10 protein-coding genes and 2 pseudogenes are annotated in these 15,156 nt (G+C 72.5%); 3 read left to right on the forward strand and 9 right to left on the reverse strand.

Features of this window, described 5'->3' with window-relative positions; translation table 11 throughout:
* Positions 1–13: 13 nt before the first annotated feature.
* From OTB20_RS37520 to OTB20_RS37535, 4 genes and pseudogenes are all read right to left on the reverse strand, one after another.
* Positions 14–1,868, reverse strand: a pseudogene (locus tag OTB20_RS37520) (glycoside hydrolase family 35 protein).
* Complete coding sequence (locus tag OTB20_RS37525) at positions 1,865–2,740, reverse strand: carbohydrate ABC transporter permease (protein ID WP_267824423.1); 876 nt, start codon at positions 2,738–2,740, stop codon at positions 1,865–1,867. Before OTB20_RS37525 ends, OTB20_RS37520 begins: the two are co-directional and overlap by 4 nt.
* Positions 2,737–3,705, reverse strand: a complete 969-nt coding sequence (locus OTB20_RS37530) for a carbohydrate ABC transporter permease (RefSeq protein ID WP_267824424.1) — start codon at positions 3,703–3,705, stop codon at positions 2,737–2,739. The genes OTB20_RS37525 and OTB20_RS37530 overlap by 4 nt, the downstream gene beginning before the upstream one ends.
* A gap of 116 nt (positions 3,706–3,821) precedes the next feature.
* A complete protein-coding gene (locus OTB20_RS37535; RefSeq protein ID WP_267824425.1) occupies positions 3,822–5,117 on the reverse strand; it encodes an ABC transporter substrate-binding protein in 1,296 nt (431 codons plus the stop codon).
* A gap of 231 nt (positions 5,118–5,348) precedes the next feature.
* Here OTB20_RS37535 and OTB20_RS37540 point away from each other — a divergent pair, with 231 nt between their 5' ends.
* The 3 genes from OTB20_RS37540 (at position 5,349) to OTB20_RS37550 (ending at position 7,038) form a co-directional block, all read left to right on the forward strand.
* On the forward strand, positions 5,349–6,383 hold the full coding sequence (locus tag OTB20_RS37540) for a LacI family DNA-binding transcriptional regulator (protein WP_267824426.1): 1,035 nt from the start codon (positions 5,349–5,351) through the stop codon (positions 6,381–6,383).
* Positions 6,384–6,546: 163 nt separating this feature from the next.
* Complete coding sequence (locus OTB20_RS37545; RefSeq protein ID WP_267824427.1) at positions 6,547–6,744, forward strand: transposase; 198 nt, start codon at positions 6,547–6,549, stop codon at positions 6,742–6,744.
* A 21-nt stretch (positions 6,745–6,765) separates the two neighbouring features.
* A complete protein-coding gene (locus OTB20_RS37550; protein ID WP_324290466.1) occupies positions 6,766–7,038 on the forward strand; it encodes a tyrosine-type recombinase/integrase in 273 nt (90 codons plus the stop codon).
* 189 nt (positions 7,039–7,227) lie between these two features.
* On the opposite strand, the gene OTB20_RS37555 is transcribed toward OTB20_RS37550, so the two are convergent.
* The 5 genes and pseudogenes from OTB20_RS37555 to OTB20_RS37575 all read right to left on the reverse strand — a co-directional run.
* A complete protein-coding gene (locus tag OTB20_RS37555) occupies positions 7,228–7,488 on the reverse strand; it encodes a hypothetical protein (protein ID WP_267824429.1) in 261 nt (86 codons plus the stop codon).
* Between the two features lie 71 nt (positions 7,489–7,559).
* On the reverse strand, positions 7,560–9,725 hold the full coding sequence (locus OTB20_RS37560) for a protein kinase domain-containing protein (protein ID WP_267824430.1): 2,166 nt from the start codon (positions 9,723–9,725) through the stop codon (positions 7,560–7,562).
* Positions 9,726–9,815: 90 nt separating this feature from the next.
* A complete protein-coding gene (locus OTB20_RS37565) occupies positions 9,816–11,951 on the reverse strand; it encodes a PQQ-binding-like beta-propeller repeat protein (protein ID WP_267824431.1) in 2,136 nt (711 codons plus the stop codon).
* Between the two features lie 248 nt (positions 11,952–12,199).
* Entirely contained in the window at positions 12,200–14,227 is a 2,028-nt protein-coding gene (locus OTB20_RS37570; protein ID WP_267824432.1) for a protein kinase domain-containing protein, read from the reverse strand.
* Between the two features lie 302 nt (positions 14,228–14,529).
* A pseudogene (locus tag OTB20_RS37575) lies at positions 14,530–15,156 on the reverse strand (hypothetical protein); the annotation flags it as partial.

Here is a 15,156-nt window from a genome sequence, read left to right on the forward strand (position 1 = left end):
TACGGGCGGCGAGTCAGTCGAACGTCTCGATGTACTCCTCGCACGGCCCCAGGCGGGGTGCGTCGAGCAGCTCGACGTGCGTGCCGAAGCGGTCGAGTTCCAGGACCGTCAGGATGTTGTCCCCCGCGCGCAGCAGGGGGCCCGGCAGGTACAGGGTCGCCTGCGGGCCAACCTCCCAATAGCGGCCGAGCAAGGTGCCGTTGACCCAGACGAAGCCCTTGGCGAAGCCGGGCAGGCTCAGGAAGGTGTCGGCCGGTTCGTCGACGTGCAGGTGTGCGGTGGCGATCCCCCGGCCGTCCGCCGGCCCGGCGGCCGTGGCCGCGTGCGCGAGGTCCTGCGCGCTCCACTCGTCGAGGGGCAGGGAGCGGACGGACCAGCCGTGGACGAGCCGCCGCCCGACGTGTACTCCGCCCAGGATGCCCTTGCCCTGGCCGAGCAGCGGGCCGTAGTTGATGCGTCCCTGGTTCTCGACGAGCAGGCACAGCTCGATCGCGGCGCCCGTGCCGGTGACGGGGAATGACGCGGTCGGCCGGTCCAGGACGGTGACGAGGGTTCCGTCGACGAAGACCTGCGCCCGGTCGTGGAGGCCGGTGACCGTCACCTCGTGGATGCCGGCCGGGACGACCGGGCGCGCGGTGTAGAGGACGAGGCCGGAGGCCTGTCCGAGTTCCTCGAAGCTCGGCGGGTTGGCGGCGTGCAGGGGCGTCGACACCGACCTCAGCGCGTCGAGCAGAGCGGACCCGTGGCGTACGGGGAGCGTGCCGGGGGCCAGCAGGGGGGGGGTCCTGCGGCGGCGCGGGGACGGGGCCCGTGCTGTAAGGGGCGAGTTGGCGGCGCAGAGCGTGGAACTTGGCGGTGAGCGCGCCGTGTTCGGCGATCGGGGCGTCGGAGTCGTAGCTGGTGACGGTGGGCTGGAGGTCCGTGCCGTCGTGGTTGGCGCCGGCCCACAGGCCGAAGTTGGTGCCACCGTGGGCCATGTACAGGCTGAGCGAACCGCCTTGGGCGAGGATGCCCTCGACGTCGGCGGCGGCGCTCGCGGCGGGCCGTACGTGGTGCTGCTCGCCCCAGTGGTCGAACCAGCCGTTCCAGAACTCGGCGCAGAGGAAGGGTTCCCCGGTGCGGCGCTCGCGCAGCAGGCCGGCGGCCTGGTCGGGACGCGAGCCGAACGTGGCGGCCGCGAGCACGCCGGGCAGGGTGCCGCCGTCGAGCATCAGCGGTGTGGGCCCGTCCGCGGTGAACAGCAGCTCGGAGATCCCGCGTGCTACCAGGCCGTCGCGCAGTCGGCGCAGGTAGATGCGGTCGTCGCCGTAGCTGCCGTACTCGTTCTCCACCTGCACGGCGACCACGGGACCGCCGTGTGCCGTCTGGCGGGCGGCGATGAGCGGGATCAGTACGTCGAACCAGCGCTCGACCTCGCCGAGGAACTCGCGGTGGCTGCTCCTCGGCCGCATGCCGGGGCGGCCGGTGAGCCAGGCGGGCAGGCCGCCGTTGTCCCATTCGGCGCAGATGTACGGGCCGGGGCGGACGATGACGTCCAGGCCGGTCTGCTGGGCGAGGCGCAGGAAGCGCGGCAGGTCGCGGCGGCCGTCGAAGCGGATGTCCCCGCGGCTGCGCTCGTGGAAGTTCCACGGCACGTAGGTGTCCACGGTGTTCAGGCCGAGCGCGGCGACGCGCTGGAGACGGTCCTCCCACTGCTCCGGGTGGACGCGGAAGTAGTGCAGGGAGCCGGCCAGGATCCGGTGCGGCTGCCCGTGGCGCAGGAAGCCGCCGTCGTCCCAGGTCAGGGCGGGCCGGGGGGCCGACGTCCTGGAGGCGGGAGCGGGGTTGCCGGTGCCGGCGGGCGCGGCGGTGAGGGCGGAGGGGATCATTTGACGGCTCCGGCGGTCATGCCCGCGCGCCAGAAGCGCTGGAGCGCGAGGAAGGCGATCAGAAGCGGGGCGATGGACACCAGCGATCCGATGACGACCAGCGGCGGGGGCACGGCGACGTGGCTGGCGTTCCAGGCGACGAGGCCGACCGTGACCGGCTGCAGCCGGTCGTCGCCCAGGACCATGGCAGGCAGGAGGTAGTTGTTCCAGATCTCGACGAACTGGAACAGGAAGATCGTGACGAGGGCGGGGAGCATCATCCGCGCCCCGATCGTGCGGAAGATGCGCAGTTCACCGGCGCCGTCGAGGCGGCCCGCTTCGAGCACCTCGTCCGGCACGCCCTGTTCGGCGAACACCCTCGCGAGGTAGACGCCGAAGGGGCTGACGACGCTCGGCAGCAGGACCGCCAGCGGATTGTCGATCAGCTGGACGCCCGAGAACATGAGGTACAGCGGCAGCGTGAACAGCACCTTGGGCAGCAGGACGGCTGCCATGACCAGTGCGAAGAGCGCCCCGCGGCCCGGGAACTCGTACTTGGCCAGGGCGTAGCCGGCCAGTGCGGAGAGCAGGGTGCCGACGAGGGCCCCGACGCCGCAGTACAGAACGCTGTTGAGCATCCAGCGCCAGAAGACGCCGTCGTCGTGGCTGCTCAGCCGGGCGATGTTGTCGAAGAGCCCGAACCCGTCGAACCACAGGCCGCTGCCGCTGAACTGCTCTCCGAAGGGCTTGGTCGCCGAGACGAGGAGCCACCAGAGCGGGAAGAGGAAGTAGAACGCGGACAGCCCGAGCAGGGCGAGTACGGTCAGTCGGGTGGCCGGACGCGTCTCGCGGCGCGGCGTGACCCGAGCGGGGGCTGCGGTCACCGGGGTCATGCACGGTCTCCTCGGTGGGTGAGCTTGAAGAAGATGAGCGATACGACGCCCACGGCGGCCGCGAGCAGCACGGACTGGGCTGCCGCGTAGGGGTAGTTGCCCGCCGCGACCGCGCTCTGCGCCGACATCAGCGGGGTGAAGGTGGAGGAGATCGATCCGCCGGAGACCGGTTGGAGGACGGCCGGTTCGTTGAACAACTGGGCCGATCCGATGATCGAGAAGACCGTGGTGAGGACGAGCGCGCCGCGTACCGAGGGGATCTTGATGCTCCAGGCGATCCGCAGGGCGGAGGCCCCGTCCAAGCGGGCGGCTTCGAGCACCTCGGCGGGGATGGACTGCAGGGCCGCGTAGATGATGATCATGTTGTAGCCGGCCCAGCTCCACGTGACGATGTTGGCCACCGACAGCAGCACGAGGTCCTCGTCGAAGAACGGGATCGTGACCGAGAGCGGTTCGAGCAGCCGGTTGAGCGGGCTGGACGTGGAGGAGTACATGAACGACCAGACGAGCGCGGCGCTCACGCCGGGAACCGCGTAGGGGACGAAGCTCGTCAGGCGGAAGAAGCCGCGGCCCCGGGCCGACTTGGAATCGATGAGCAGCGCCAGTGCGAGGGCCAGCCCCAGCATGAGCGGCACCTGCACGAGACCGAACAGGGCCACCCGGCCGAGCGAGGCCGTGAACGCGCCGTCCTGCACGGCGCGCGCGTAGTTGTCGAGCGGGGCGAAGACCTCCGTCGGGGCGGTCAGGCCCAGGCCCGAACGGCGGACGGTGAAGAAGCTGCTGTACGCCGCGTACAGGATCGGTGCGACGTACATGGCCGCGAACAGGACCACGAACGGGGCGCAGAAGAGCAACGGGCTCCGGTGGCGCGAGCGGGGTGCGCGGGCGCCGCGCGCACGGCCGGACGCGTCGGCGGTGGCCGGGCGCCGTCCGGTGGCGCGTACCGAAGGGGAGGCATGGGTCACGTACGGGTTCCTCACTGTGGTCCGCCCACGGGCCCGGCGGGGCCACCGAGGGGCGACGGCGTGCGCTTGCCGGTGCCATGGGTGGGGCCGAGGAGCACCCCGCCCCGGCGGGAGGGCTACGGGGCGACCGTCAGGCCCTGCTTGCGCATCTCGGTCTGGGTGGAATCCTGCGCGTGGCTCAGCGCCTCCGCGATGGTTCCCTTACCGGTCCACGCCTTGCCGAGCCCGTCGTTGAGGTCCGCGACCGTGGAGGTCATCAACGGGCCCCAGGTCCATCCGGGATGGACGTCGGGTGCGGCCGCCGCGAACACGTCGTAGATCTGCTGTCCGCCGAAGTAGGGGTCGGCCTTCAGCTGCGGCAGCTTCAGCAGATCGTTCGCGGCGGGATAGAGGGAGGCCTTCTCGACCAGCGCGCCGAAGGCGTCCTTGTCGGTTCCCAGCCAGTGGGCGAACTCCCAGGCGGCCGCGGAGTTCTTGCACCCCTTGAGCACGGCCGTGGCCGATCCGCCGGCGTTGCCGACCTTCGTGTCGCCCTTCTCCCACTGCGGCATGGGAGCGACGGCCCACTGCCCCTCCCCCGCCTTGGCGCCGCCCTTGATGACTCCCGCCTGCCACACCGCCCCCACGACCGTGGCGATGTTCCCGTCGCCCAGCCCCGTATACCACGCCTGGTCGTACATGGGGGCGCTGCTGATCAGGCCGTCGCCGGCGAGGCCCTGCCAGTAGTCCGCGACCTTCTTGTTGTCCGCGGAGGCCATGTCCACTTTCCAGGCGTCCTTGTCCGCGGCGAACCAGTCCGCCCCCGCCTGCCAGGCGAGGCCGGCGTAGTCGTAGTCCATGTAGGGCGAGGAGACGAAACGCTTCGGGTCGGAGGCGTGGATCTTCTCCGCCGCGGCCCGGTACTCGGCCCAGGTGGCCGGGGGCTGCAGACCGAGCGAGTCGAACAGCTTCTTGTTGTAGAAGAGGGCCATGGGACCGGTGTCCACCGGCGCCCCGTAGACGGCACCGCCGAGGCTCACCGAGCCCCAAGCGGCCTTCTGGTACTCGGACCCGGCGGAACCGACGTGCTTCGACACGTCCTGCAGGGCGCCCTGGGCGGCGAAGCTGGGCATCGTCTCGTACCCCACCTGCGCCAGACAGGGCGCGTTGCCCGCCTTCACGGCGTTCAGCATCTTCTGGTAGCCGCCCTTGGCCCCGGGCTGCACCGTCTGGTACGTGACCTCGATGTTCGGATGGGCGGCGTTGAACGAGGCGACCGCGTCCTCGTATCCCGGAGTCCATCCCCAGAATGTTATCGATGCCATTTCGGAGGCTGAGTCGGACCCGGTGCCCGCTTCGGAGCAGCCGGCGGCCGCGAGGGTGAGCGTGACGGCGCCCACCGCTCCAGCAATACGGGTGAAATTGTGCTTCACAGCTCCTCCTGAGTGCCACAACGGGGCAAACGGGCGCACCCCTGCGGGGCCGCATGGTTGACGGAGCAGCGTCGATGCCGCCCGGCCGTCGTGCTCGATGGCCGAAACTATGGCAGAGAATGTTATCGATGCCAATAGTCGTCACACGTGAGCGTTCCGGCCGGGGAAACAGCACGTGAACGACAATGTGGGGCGATATCATGGGTCCCTCGGACGGCAGGAGGGGATCCCATGGACAAGCACGGTGACACCGACAGCGCGGCGCGCCCCCCGGGCATGGCGGACGTGGCCCGGGCCGCCGGAGTGTCCGCGCAGACCGTCTCCCGTGCGCTCGCCGGGCACCCCAACGTTCAGGAGAGGACCCGTGCGAAGGTCCTGGCGGCGGTCGAACAGCTCGGTTACCGCCGCAACAACGCCGCCCGCATGCTGTCGTCGGGCCGGAGCCGGGCCATCGGCGTCGTGACCCTCCAGACGAGCTTCTACTCCCGGGCCGCCGTCACCTCCGGCATCGAGAGCGCCGCCCAAGCGGCCGGCTACGCCGTCAGCACCGCCACCACCACCTCGCTGGACACCTTCGCCATCGAGAGCGCCCTGTCCCGGCTCGCCGACCAGGACGTCGAGGGGATCATCCTGTCGGTGCCCCTCATCCACACCAGCAGCAGGATCGAGCAGCTCACCCGATCCACCCCCACCGTCACCATCGACGGCTCGCGCACCGACGCGACCGAGGTCCTCGCCATCGACCAGACCCGGGCCGCCCGCATCGCCACCCAACACCTGCTGGACCTCGGACACGGGACGGTGTGGCACATCGCGGGCCCCGCGGAGTGGCTGGAGGCGGCGAACCGCCGCGAGGGCTGGCAATCCGCCCTCGAAGACGCGGGCCGCGCCGTCCCGCCACCACTGGAGGGAGACTGGTCACCCGCCTCGGGATACCGCAACGGCCTGGTACTCGCACGGATCCCGGACGTCACCGCCGTCTTCGTCGCGAGCGACGAGATGGCCTTCGGGGTGATCAGGGCCCTGCACGAGGCCGGGCGGCGCGTACCGGACGACATCTCGGTGGTCGGATTCGACGACATCGAGCTCGCCGAGTACTGCTCGCCCTCCCTCACCACCATCGCCCAGCCGTTCCGGCACATGGGCGCCCTGGCCGTGACCCATCTCCTCCGCCAGATCGAGGCCCCGGGATCCTTGCCCGAGCCGCAGCCGGTCGAACCGCGCCTCGTCGTACGCTCCAGCACGGCGACCGCACCCGCGAGTTGAACCCGGCTACTCGGCGACCGGGCAACTGGGCGACCGCGAAGCCGGTGCCGGCGGGGGAGTCGCCCCCCGGCAGGCCGGCTTCGTTCACGTGAACAGTGAAGCTTCCCCTTGATCGTGGACACCTGGAGACTGGGATCTGAGGTTCCAGAGGAAGTAGTGCCAGGTGGGAAGCAAGTACACGAAGCGGTACTCGGACGAGTACAAGCGGGACGCGATCGAGCTCGTGCGGTCGTCGGGCCGGACGGTGACCGAGGTCGCCCGGGAACTCGGGATCAGCTCGGAGTCCCTGCGGAGCTGGGTGAAGAAGGCCCGCGCAGCCCAGGACAACGGAGCGGGACCCCGGTGTCGTGCAGGCCGCTGATGATGGACCTCGGCCGAGACCTTGAATCGAATGGAGGGGGACTACCTGTTCGCCAACATCGGGCGCACCAACATCTTGATGTATTCATTGGTGGACCGGCTCTGGCGGAATGCCAAGAAGGCCGCGGGTATCACCAGGCTGATTACTCCACACTGGCTGCGGCACTTCTTCGCTTCTGCTGGCCTGTCGAAAGGGGTGCCGATCACGGACATGGCCGAATGGTTGGGCCATCGTGATCCCCGGATCACCCACCAGACCTACGCCCACATCATGCCCGGTGACTGCGGTCTTTGATGGACTCCGTCTTCACTCTCGAGACGGAACTGGGCCTGCCGTTGGAGTTTGAGGCGAGGGCTGACACTGCCTGATGTGTCCATGTAGCTACCGCGTACGAATTATGGCGCGCACCTGGTCGGCGAGATCATGACGCCGGCTCGGCGTATCTGAACAAACGCCGAGTGTCCGTAGGAGCTCGTAACACGATCATGAGCGGGCCTTCTTGAGGCGTCTCCAGCAAATGAGGCTGCAGGCCAGGGAGACGAAGGCGTCGTGGAGTTCGGTGCGGCGTTCCCAGCGGAACTGGTGGAGCAAGGCGAAGGTCTGCTCGACGACGTAGCGGAGCTTGCCCATGTCCTTGATGTTCGGGCAGCCCTTGCGGGAGATCACGGGCAGGATCCGGCGTTTGCGGAGCTCTTTGCGGTTCGGTGTCTTCACGGCCTTCGGTTCGGCTGGTGCGACACTCACGCTGTGCTGCGTGGTGTACGCCAGCTTCCGCGTCTGATCCGGGCCACGGCCGGCCGGGGTCGCGAGGGACGTCAATCGAGCGGTACGGCCGCGATGCGGTCGACGGTATGGGGGTAGAGCCGGTTGCCGCGCTGGACGATCATCGTCGGGCCCTCGGGCATGTTCACGGCGCCCGCGGCGAGCGTCCACGCTGTCCGGCGAGCCGCGACGTCCACCGCGACGACCGCCTGACCGTCGCCGACGACCGCCGCGTAGAGCTCCCCGCGGAACGGCGCGGGAGGCGCCAGCATGGATACGTACGCGCCCGGGTCGTGGGTCCACACCTTCTTCCCGGTCGACTCGTCGAAGGCCTGGAGCGCCCCGTCCGCGGCGTACACGGTGCCGTTCACGCAGACGGGTGCGCTCAGCAGTTTCGTGCCCTCCGGCTCCAGCCTCCAGGCCACGGCGCCCGTCACCAGGTCCACCGCCGTGATCCGCTCCTCGAAGTCGAGGACGTGGCGGTCCGAGACGACCGGAGGGTTGATGACTCCCGACTGGTCCGGCGACGTCGCCTCCTGGTCGGTGCGGACCCGGCAGGCCCACAACACGCGGCCGTCGCGGAGGTCCACGGCGAAGACGCGTGCGGGATCCGAGCAGATCAGCCGGCCGCCGGAGATGACCGACGACATCATGAGGGAGCCGAGCGAGTCCAGGACGGCGCCCTCGATGCGCGTGCGCCAGCGCAGTTTCCGGGCGTTCAGCTCGTAGGAGAGCAGCCACGCCTGCTCCTCCTGTTGCCGGTCGTTGGATCTGAAGTACGCCCTGAGGTAGAGGCATTCGGCGTCCGCGGCCAGGAGCTGCGTGGTCTGGGTGAGGTCGCCCAGGACGGCCGGGTTGGCCGCGTCGGCGGCGAGGTGGCCGGTGCGCGGGTCCAGGTATCCCGCGCTCGCGTTGCCGTCGTCGTCGAAGACGAAGCCCACGAGGCGGTCTCCCACCACGGCCACGTCGACCTTGGCGGTCTGGGTCTCCCACAGGATCCGACCGTCGGCGGTCGAGATGCCGCGCAGGACGTCGCTCGTGTGGATCAGGACCTCGTCGGACGCGACGGCCGACGCGGCGGAGAACGGGGACGGGACCGACCACAGCGGGGCCGGAGGAGTGCCGGGCGGGCGGGAGGACCGGCTGGCGCCGGGCGCCGCGGTACGGTCAGCGGGGCCCGAACCGGTGCCCGAGCCGGGGAGGTTGCCCGTGGCCCAGAGAGCCGAGGCGCCGCCCGCGGCGGTGAGCGCGGCGGCCGCCGAGCCCGCGATCAGGGTGCGCCGGGAGAACGCGCGGCGCGGGGCGGGGGCGCGCAGCGGGGCAGTGGCGACGGTGGCGAGCTCCCCGATCCGGCGGGACAGATCGGCGAGGAGTGCCTGCGGCAGCAGCTCGGCGAACTCGTCGGGGTCGAACGGCCCCCACTTGCGGGCCAGTCGGCCGGGGGAGGGCCGGTCGCCCGGCTCTGGCGACAGGCAGGCGGTGAGCGTCTCGCGCAGCCCGTCCGGCAGACCCGTCAGGTCGGGGTCGGCGCCGTCCCGCAGCAGTTCGAGGGTGCTCTGCCGGCCGCGGGCGTCGTAGGGTCCGTGCCCGGCCGCGGCGAACAACAGGACCGCCGCGAGGGCGAACACGTCGCCTTCCGGGCCGGGTGGCCCCCCGCGCGCCTGCTCCGGTGACATGTACGCCGGTGTGCCCGCGAGTCCCCCGGCCTGCGTGAGGCGGGGGCTGCCCGGGGCCTGGGCGAGTCCGAAGTCGATGAGGCGAGGGCCCTGCGCGGTGATCAGTACGTTCGACGGTTTGACGTCCCGGTGGACGAGACCGGCACGGTGCAGGGTGGCGAGGGCGGCGGCGAGTGCGGAGCCGAGACCGCGGACGACCGGTTCGGGCAGTGGCCCCCCGGCCGTCACCGCCTCGGTCAGCGAGGGCCCGATGAGGTACGCCGTGGCCAGCCAGGGCAACGCCGTGCCGGGGTCGGCGCCGAGGAAGGCCGCGGTGTGCTCCGCTCCCAGGGCGCGCGCGGCCTCGGCCTCCAGCGTCAGCCGCTGGCGGTAGCCGGGCTGGTCCCGCAGTTCGGACCGGACGGTCTTGACCGCGGCCAGGCGGCCACCGGCGGTGCGGGCCAGGAAGACGGTCCCCATGCCGCCGCCGCCCAGTCGGCCGAGGAGGGTGTACTCCCCGAGCCGGTCGGGATCGTCGGGCAGCAGGGGCAGGAGCGTGGACATGACCGGTGGACTCCTTCGGGGCGGCGGTCGTACGTGTGCGTGCGGTGCGTACCTGTGCGTGCGTCGGCGGGCGTGTGAGGGGGCGCCGGGTCAGTCCGTCGGGAGGGCGACGACGGCGGACGGCCGGGCGACGAGCAGGGTCCTGGGGACCGTGGCGAGTTGGAACGGCTCCCGGGCCTCCACCCCTGCGAGCCCGGTCTGCCACAGCCGGTTGCCCGAGGGAATCCCGGTAGCGGTGACCTGGTGCAGGGTCGCGAGGTAGAGGGTGCGTCCGGAGGCGCTCGCGGTCATGCTCCCGAGCATGTTCCACGCCAGGTTCTCGGTGAGCGTCTGGTCCCACAGCGTCCGGCCGGTGTCCGGGTCGACGGCGACGATGGGGCCCGTGCCGTCGTCGGCCAGGTACAGGGTGCCGCCGCTGAAGAAGGGCGGAGCGTTGGTCCCGGCGACCAGGGCCTGCGACTCCCACAGCCGGGTGTTGGTCTTCAGGTCGTAGGCGTGGGCGCGGCCACCGGAGAGCAGGAACAGCCGCCCACCGCCCGCCGGGTCCACCACGGAGGCCGGGCCGGCGTGCACGCCGGGATAGGAGCGGTTCCAGAGCATGCGTCCGCTGCTCCGCTCGAAGCCCGCGATCGCGAGGGTCCGGACGGCCGTGACATCTCGGAACATCTGCTGGGGTACCTGCACCTCCACGACGACCGTCTCGGGGCCGACGGTGGTGGCGAGTTGCGCGTTGCCGAATCCGCTCGGCAGCGGGGTGCGCCACAGCTCCGTGCGGTGGTCCAGGTCGAACGCCGCCAGCAGGTATCCGCCCGTCGGACTCCCGTCCCCCATGAGCAGCCACGCGGTGGCGCCGTCGGCGGCGAGCACCTTCGCGAGCTGCTCGTTGCGCTGGAGCCACTGGGTACGGCCGTCGCGTATCGAGCAGAGCGACAGCCCCTCGCGCGTGGCCGTCAGGAAGCGGTCGCCGGGCACTTGTACGGGCGGGGTGTTGCCGCCGGAGGGCAGGTGCCACACCTCCTTGCCGGTGCGCAGGTCGTGCCCGTACAGGACGTCGCCGCGCGTCATCAGGCAATGGTCGGCGCTGCTCACCGGGAGCAGCCGGGTGCGGGCCGTCGGATCGTCCAGGCGCCACAGGGCGGCCGGCGGCATGCCGGGCACGCGGGGGCCCGTACCGGAACCGCCCCCTGCCGCGGACGGCCCGGTGCGGCTGTCCTCGCGGGTCAGGGCGGACCAGGCGAGGGTCCCGGAGACCCCGAGGGCCGCGCCCGCCGCGCCGGTCAGCAGGCCGGACAGGACCCGGCGGCGGGTGAGCCGGGCGGCCGCGTCGGGGGTGGTCGGGGCCGGAGCCGGGCCGGGGGGCGGGGGCGTCGCCGCCTGGGTAGCGGGGTGCGGCGGCTCGTGCGCATCGGCGTCCGCCGGGGCCCGGTCGTCCGCATGCCTGTCCCCGTCCGCATCGGCATCCGCATCGGTGATCTCCAGGTCGGCGATCGCCTGCGTGCGTACGGCCAGTGCGGCGACGACCCGGCCGGGCAGCGGGTCCGGTGTCCGCTCCGCGTCCTGCCCGCCGGGGATCAGCGTCCGGCACAGCTCTACGGCGGTGGGGCGGTCGGTCGGGGAGACGGCCAGCGCCGCGGCCACCACCTCGCCCAGCTCTCCCGGCAGGTCGGGCAGTTCGGGCCGGTTGTGGAGGGCGCGGTAGGCCAGCACGGGCGGCGGACCGTCCCCGAACGGCAGCCGCCCGGTGGCCGTGTGGAGCAGCAGCACCGCCAGGGAGTACACGTCGGCAGCGATGGAGGTGGGCCGCCCCGCGGCTACCTCCGGAGCCATGAAGGCGGCGGGCACGGTCGACATCCGGCTGTGAGGTTCGGGCCGCCCAGGCGCTGCGTGGGGTAGTGGCCCTTGCCCCTGCCGCCGGCCCGGTTCGTGAGGCCAGCGCGGGGACGGCATGCGGCAGGCGTGCATGGCCATCAGCAGCGGGCGGCCCGTGGTGAGCCAGATGCCGTCGGGTGCCACCGCGCCGTAGCTGATGCCCCGGGCGTGCAGGGCGGCCAGGGTGTCGGCGATCTCCGCGGCGAGCCGCACCGACTGTTCCAGGGGCAGGATCCCGGACTCCGTTCCGGGCCGCCGCCCCACGTCGGAGAGGGACACGGCAGGGGTGTGTACGAGGGCCACCCACGCGGGCTCGGTCCCGGTGTTCAGGTCCAGTACGGCCGGCACTCCCGGCACGGGCCCGAGGCTCAGTGTCTCGGCCGCCCGGTACGCGGCCGGGGGCAGCAGGCACACTACGGCGTGCCCGTGGTTCCGGTCGCGGCCGACGTACATGCCGCCCCGCGGCGGCACCGGCCCGGGGCCGGGCCAACGGGCCAGCAGCCGGTACGGCCCGGCCGACCGCGGGTCCTCGGGGTGTAAGCCCTCCCCCAGATGTCCGCCCCCCATGCGTTCCCCCCTCACCTCGTGGCTCCGCCCGGGGCCGGTCACATGCCCGGCAGGGCGCGGACGGCGCTGCCGCGTTGCCAGATGACGCTGCCTCCGGCGACCGCTCCCCGCCAGGGAACGTCGGCTCGGACCTCCCCGGCCGGGGCCGGTGCGAACACGTACTGTTCGGCTGCCCGCCCGCCGTGCACCACGAGGATGCCGAGCTCGGACCTCCGCAGCGGCGCGAAGATCGCGGATCCCGCCACCAACGGAGCGTGATCCCGGGCCAGTTCCTCGGTGCCCAGCACGGTCCAGGCGGGGGCTCCGGTCTTCACGTCGATGCTCCGGAGCTGGCGGCCGTCGGCGACGTACACGTTGTCGCCGGCCGGCGTGGGCACGCCGAAGCCCGCGCTGTCGTCCGCGGGCAGGGTCCACAGCTGTTCGCCGCGCCTCCGGTCCAGGCAGGTCAGCGTCCGGTCTCCGGCCCCGCCAAGCAGCACTCCGCTCGCGGACAGGGCCGTCCGTGAGCCGTCGGTGCCGGCGGGCCGCCGCCAAACGGGGCCGCCGTCGGCGGCGGACAGGGCCACCACCCCGTCGGCGGCGGAGGCCAGGAGCAGCCGCCCGTACCCGGCGGCTGCCGAGAGAACCGTGCCCGACACCGGGACGGGCACGCGCCAGCGCACCGCGCCGTCCGCCAGCTTGAGCGCGGCCAGGCGGCCGTCGGCGTCGAGGACGTACACCTGGTCCTTGTCGGCGGCGAGCAGCCCGGTCACCCCGTCGCGCGCGCGGTGGCGGACCGTACCGCTGCCGGGGTCCAGGAACAGCAGGGTGCCGACCGGGTCCAGGGCGACGGGTCGGCGGCCGCCGAAGAGGTCGCGCACCACCGGTCCGCGCCAGCGCCGTTCGCCCGAGACCGGATCGTGGAGGAGGAGCTCGCCGCCGCCGTCGGCGAAGCACACCCGGCCGTCGACGTCGACCGGCCCGAAGGCCGACTGCGCCGCGGCGCCGTCGTACGACCACAGGGGCCCCGGCACCGTGCCGGGCGGGCCGCTCCAGCGGGGGGCGGGGGTGCGGCCGGGGCCGTCGTCCTCCTGGAGGGTGCGCAGGGCGGTGGCACCGGTCGCCGCGAGAAGTACGGCGGCCCCGGCGCCGGTGAGCACCCTGCGCCGGGTCGGCAGCCGAGGGCCGGCGCCCAGGGCGGCTGCGGCCCCTGCTATCTCGGCGGCGTCGGCGAGCACCGTGGGTGGCAGCCAGCGGGCGGCGGCGCGCAGGGCGGCGCCTTGCGGGTCGAGTTCCGCAGCCACCTCCGCGGCGGCGGGCCGGTCTTCCGGCTGCTTTTCGAGGCAGCCGCGGATCACGGGCGTCAGCTCGGCCGGAACGTCGGTGAGGTCGGGGGCCTCGTAGGCGATGCGGAAGTCCGAGTGGACCGGGTCTCCGTCGTAGAAGGCGTGCCGGCCGGTCAGCGCGAAGACGAGCAGCGCGCCGAGACAGAAGACGTCGCTCGGCGGTCCGAGGGGACCCTTCACCACCTGTTCGGGCGACATGTAGCCGGGCGTTCCGGGGCGCTGCCCGGTCGCGGTCAAGGTGGCGTCGCCGGTCACCCGGGCGATGCCGAAGTCGACGACGCGGGGGCGGTCGGCGCCAAGGATGACGTTCGACGGCTTCAGATCGCGGTGCACGACCCCGGCCGCGCCCAGGGCCGTCAGGGCCCGGCCGAGCGCCCCGCCAAGGAGGCGCACGGCGGGCGCGGGCAGGGGTCCGTGCCGCCGTACGGCGGCGGCGAGGGTCGCACCGGGGACGAACTCGGCAGCTATCCAAGGCACTTGCTCGGCGGTCGAGGAGCCGATCACGTTGGCGACGAAGGGGCTGCGGACCGCCGCCGCGGCGGTGGCCTCGCGGGTGAAGCGCTCGCGCAGGTCCTCGTCGCGGAAGAGTTCGGGCCGGATGGTCTTGAGGGCGACCGGACGCCCCCGGCGGCAGGCGAGGTATACCGTCCCCATGCCGCCGGCCCCGAGCACTCCCAGGATCCGGTGACCTCCGAGCTGGGCGGGCATACCGCCCGGCAACGGGGCGATCACTGGTGTCATGCCGCTGATCGTATGCGTGCGTGCGTCCGTCAACCAGTTTTGGAATCAGCAAAGTTGGCGTACCCAGACCGGGCGGGGCGCACCTCGGCTGCGCCGGGCGCCGCGGCGGCGAGGAACCCGCGCGATGGACCCGGTGCGGTGAGCCCACGATCGTCTCGCCTCGCCGTCGGGCAGCGCACCGGCCGCAGGAGGACGGCCAGGTCAGCGGCCGCTAGAACGGACGGACGGCAGTGCCCAAAGCCGAAGCCGAAGCCATCGCCAGGCTCGGCCTCGACCCGTGCACGTTCTGTGTGCCCACCGTCCTAGCCGCGCGCCCGCCTGCGGCGTAGGAAGATGCCGACGGCAGCCCCGGCCAGGGCCGTTGCCGCCACTCCCGCCGTCGTCCACCGGACGGCGTGACCCGTGCCGGGTTCCGCTGGCGCCTCGGAGGCCGCCGCAGGTGTCGGCGTCGGGGTCTGCGCCTGCGTCCCGGTCGGCGCGGGCGACGGGGCGGCGGGGCGGGGACCCGGGGTGCCGGTGGCCGGGGCCGGGTCCACCACCGGTACGCCGACTTCCAGCTCGCCGTGCCCGAGGGCGGGGAAGCCCACGTCCACGCTGACCTTCCAGGCACCGGGCGGCAGGGACTCGGCCGTGGTCCAGCCGGCCGGCCTCGCGGCGGGATCGAGCACCAGCCGCCAGGGCCCCAGCGTGCGGGCGCCGTCGGCGCTGACCGCGTTCACGGTGGCGGCGACCGCCTCTTCGACGGCGTCGCCGTCGTTCTCCCAGGTGACGTCCGCGGTGACGTGGCCTTCCCGCTGCCCGGTGACCACCACCTTCACGGTGTCGCCGTGGGCGTGCGCCACGGCCGGGGACAGCAGGATGAGGCCGACGGCGGTCAGGGTGGCCTGGACAGCGATTCGTATGCGCATCGTGACGTGCTCCGGGTGGGG

The sequence above is a fragment of the Streptomyces sp. H27-H1 genome, assembly GCF_026627445.1.
In the GTDB taxonomy this organism is placed as follows: Bacteria; Actinomycetota; Actinomycetes; order Streptomycetales; family Streptomycetaceae; genus Streptomyces.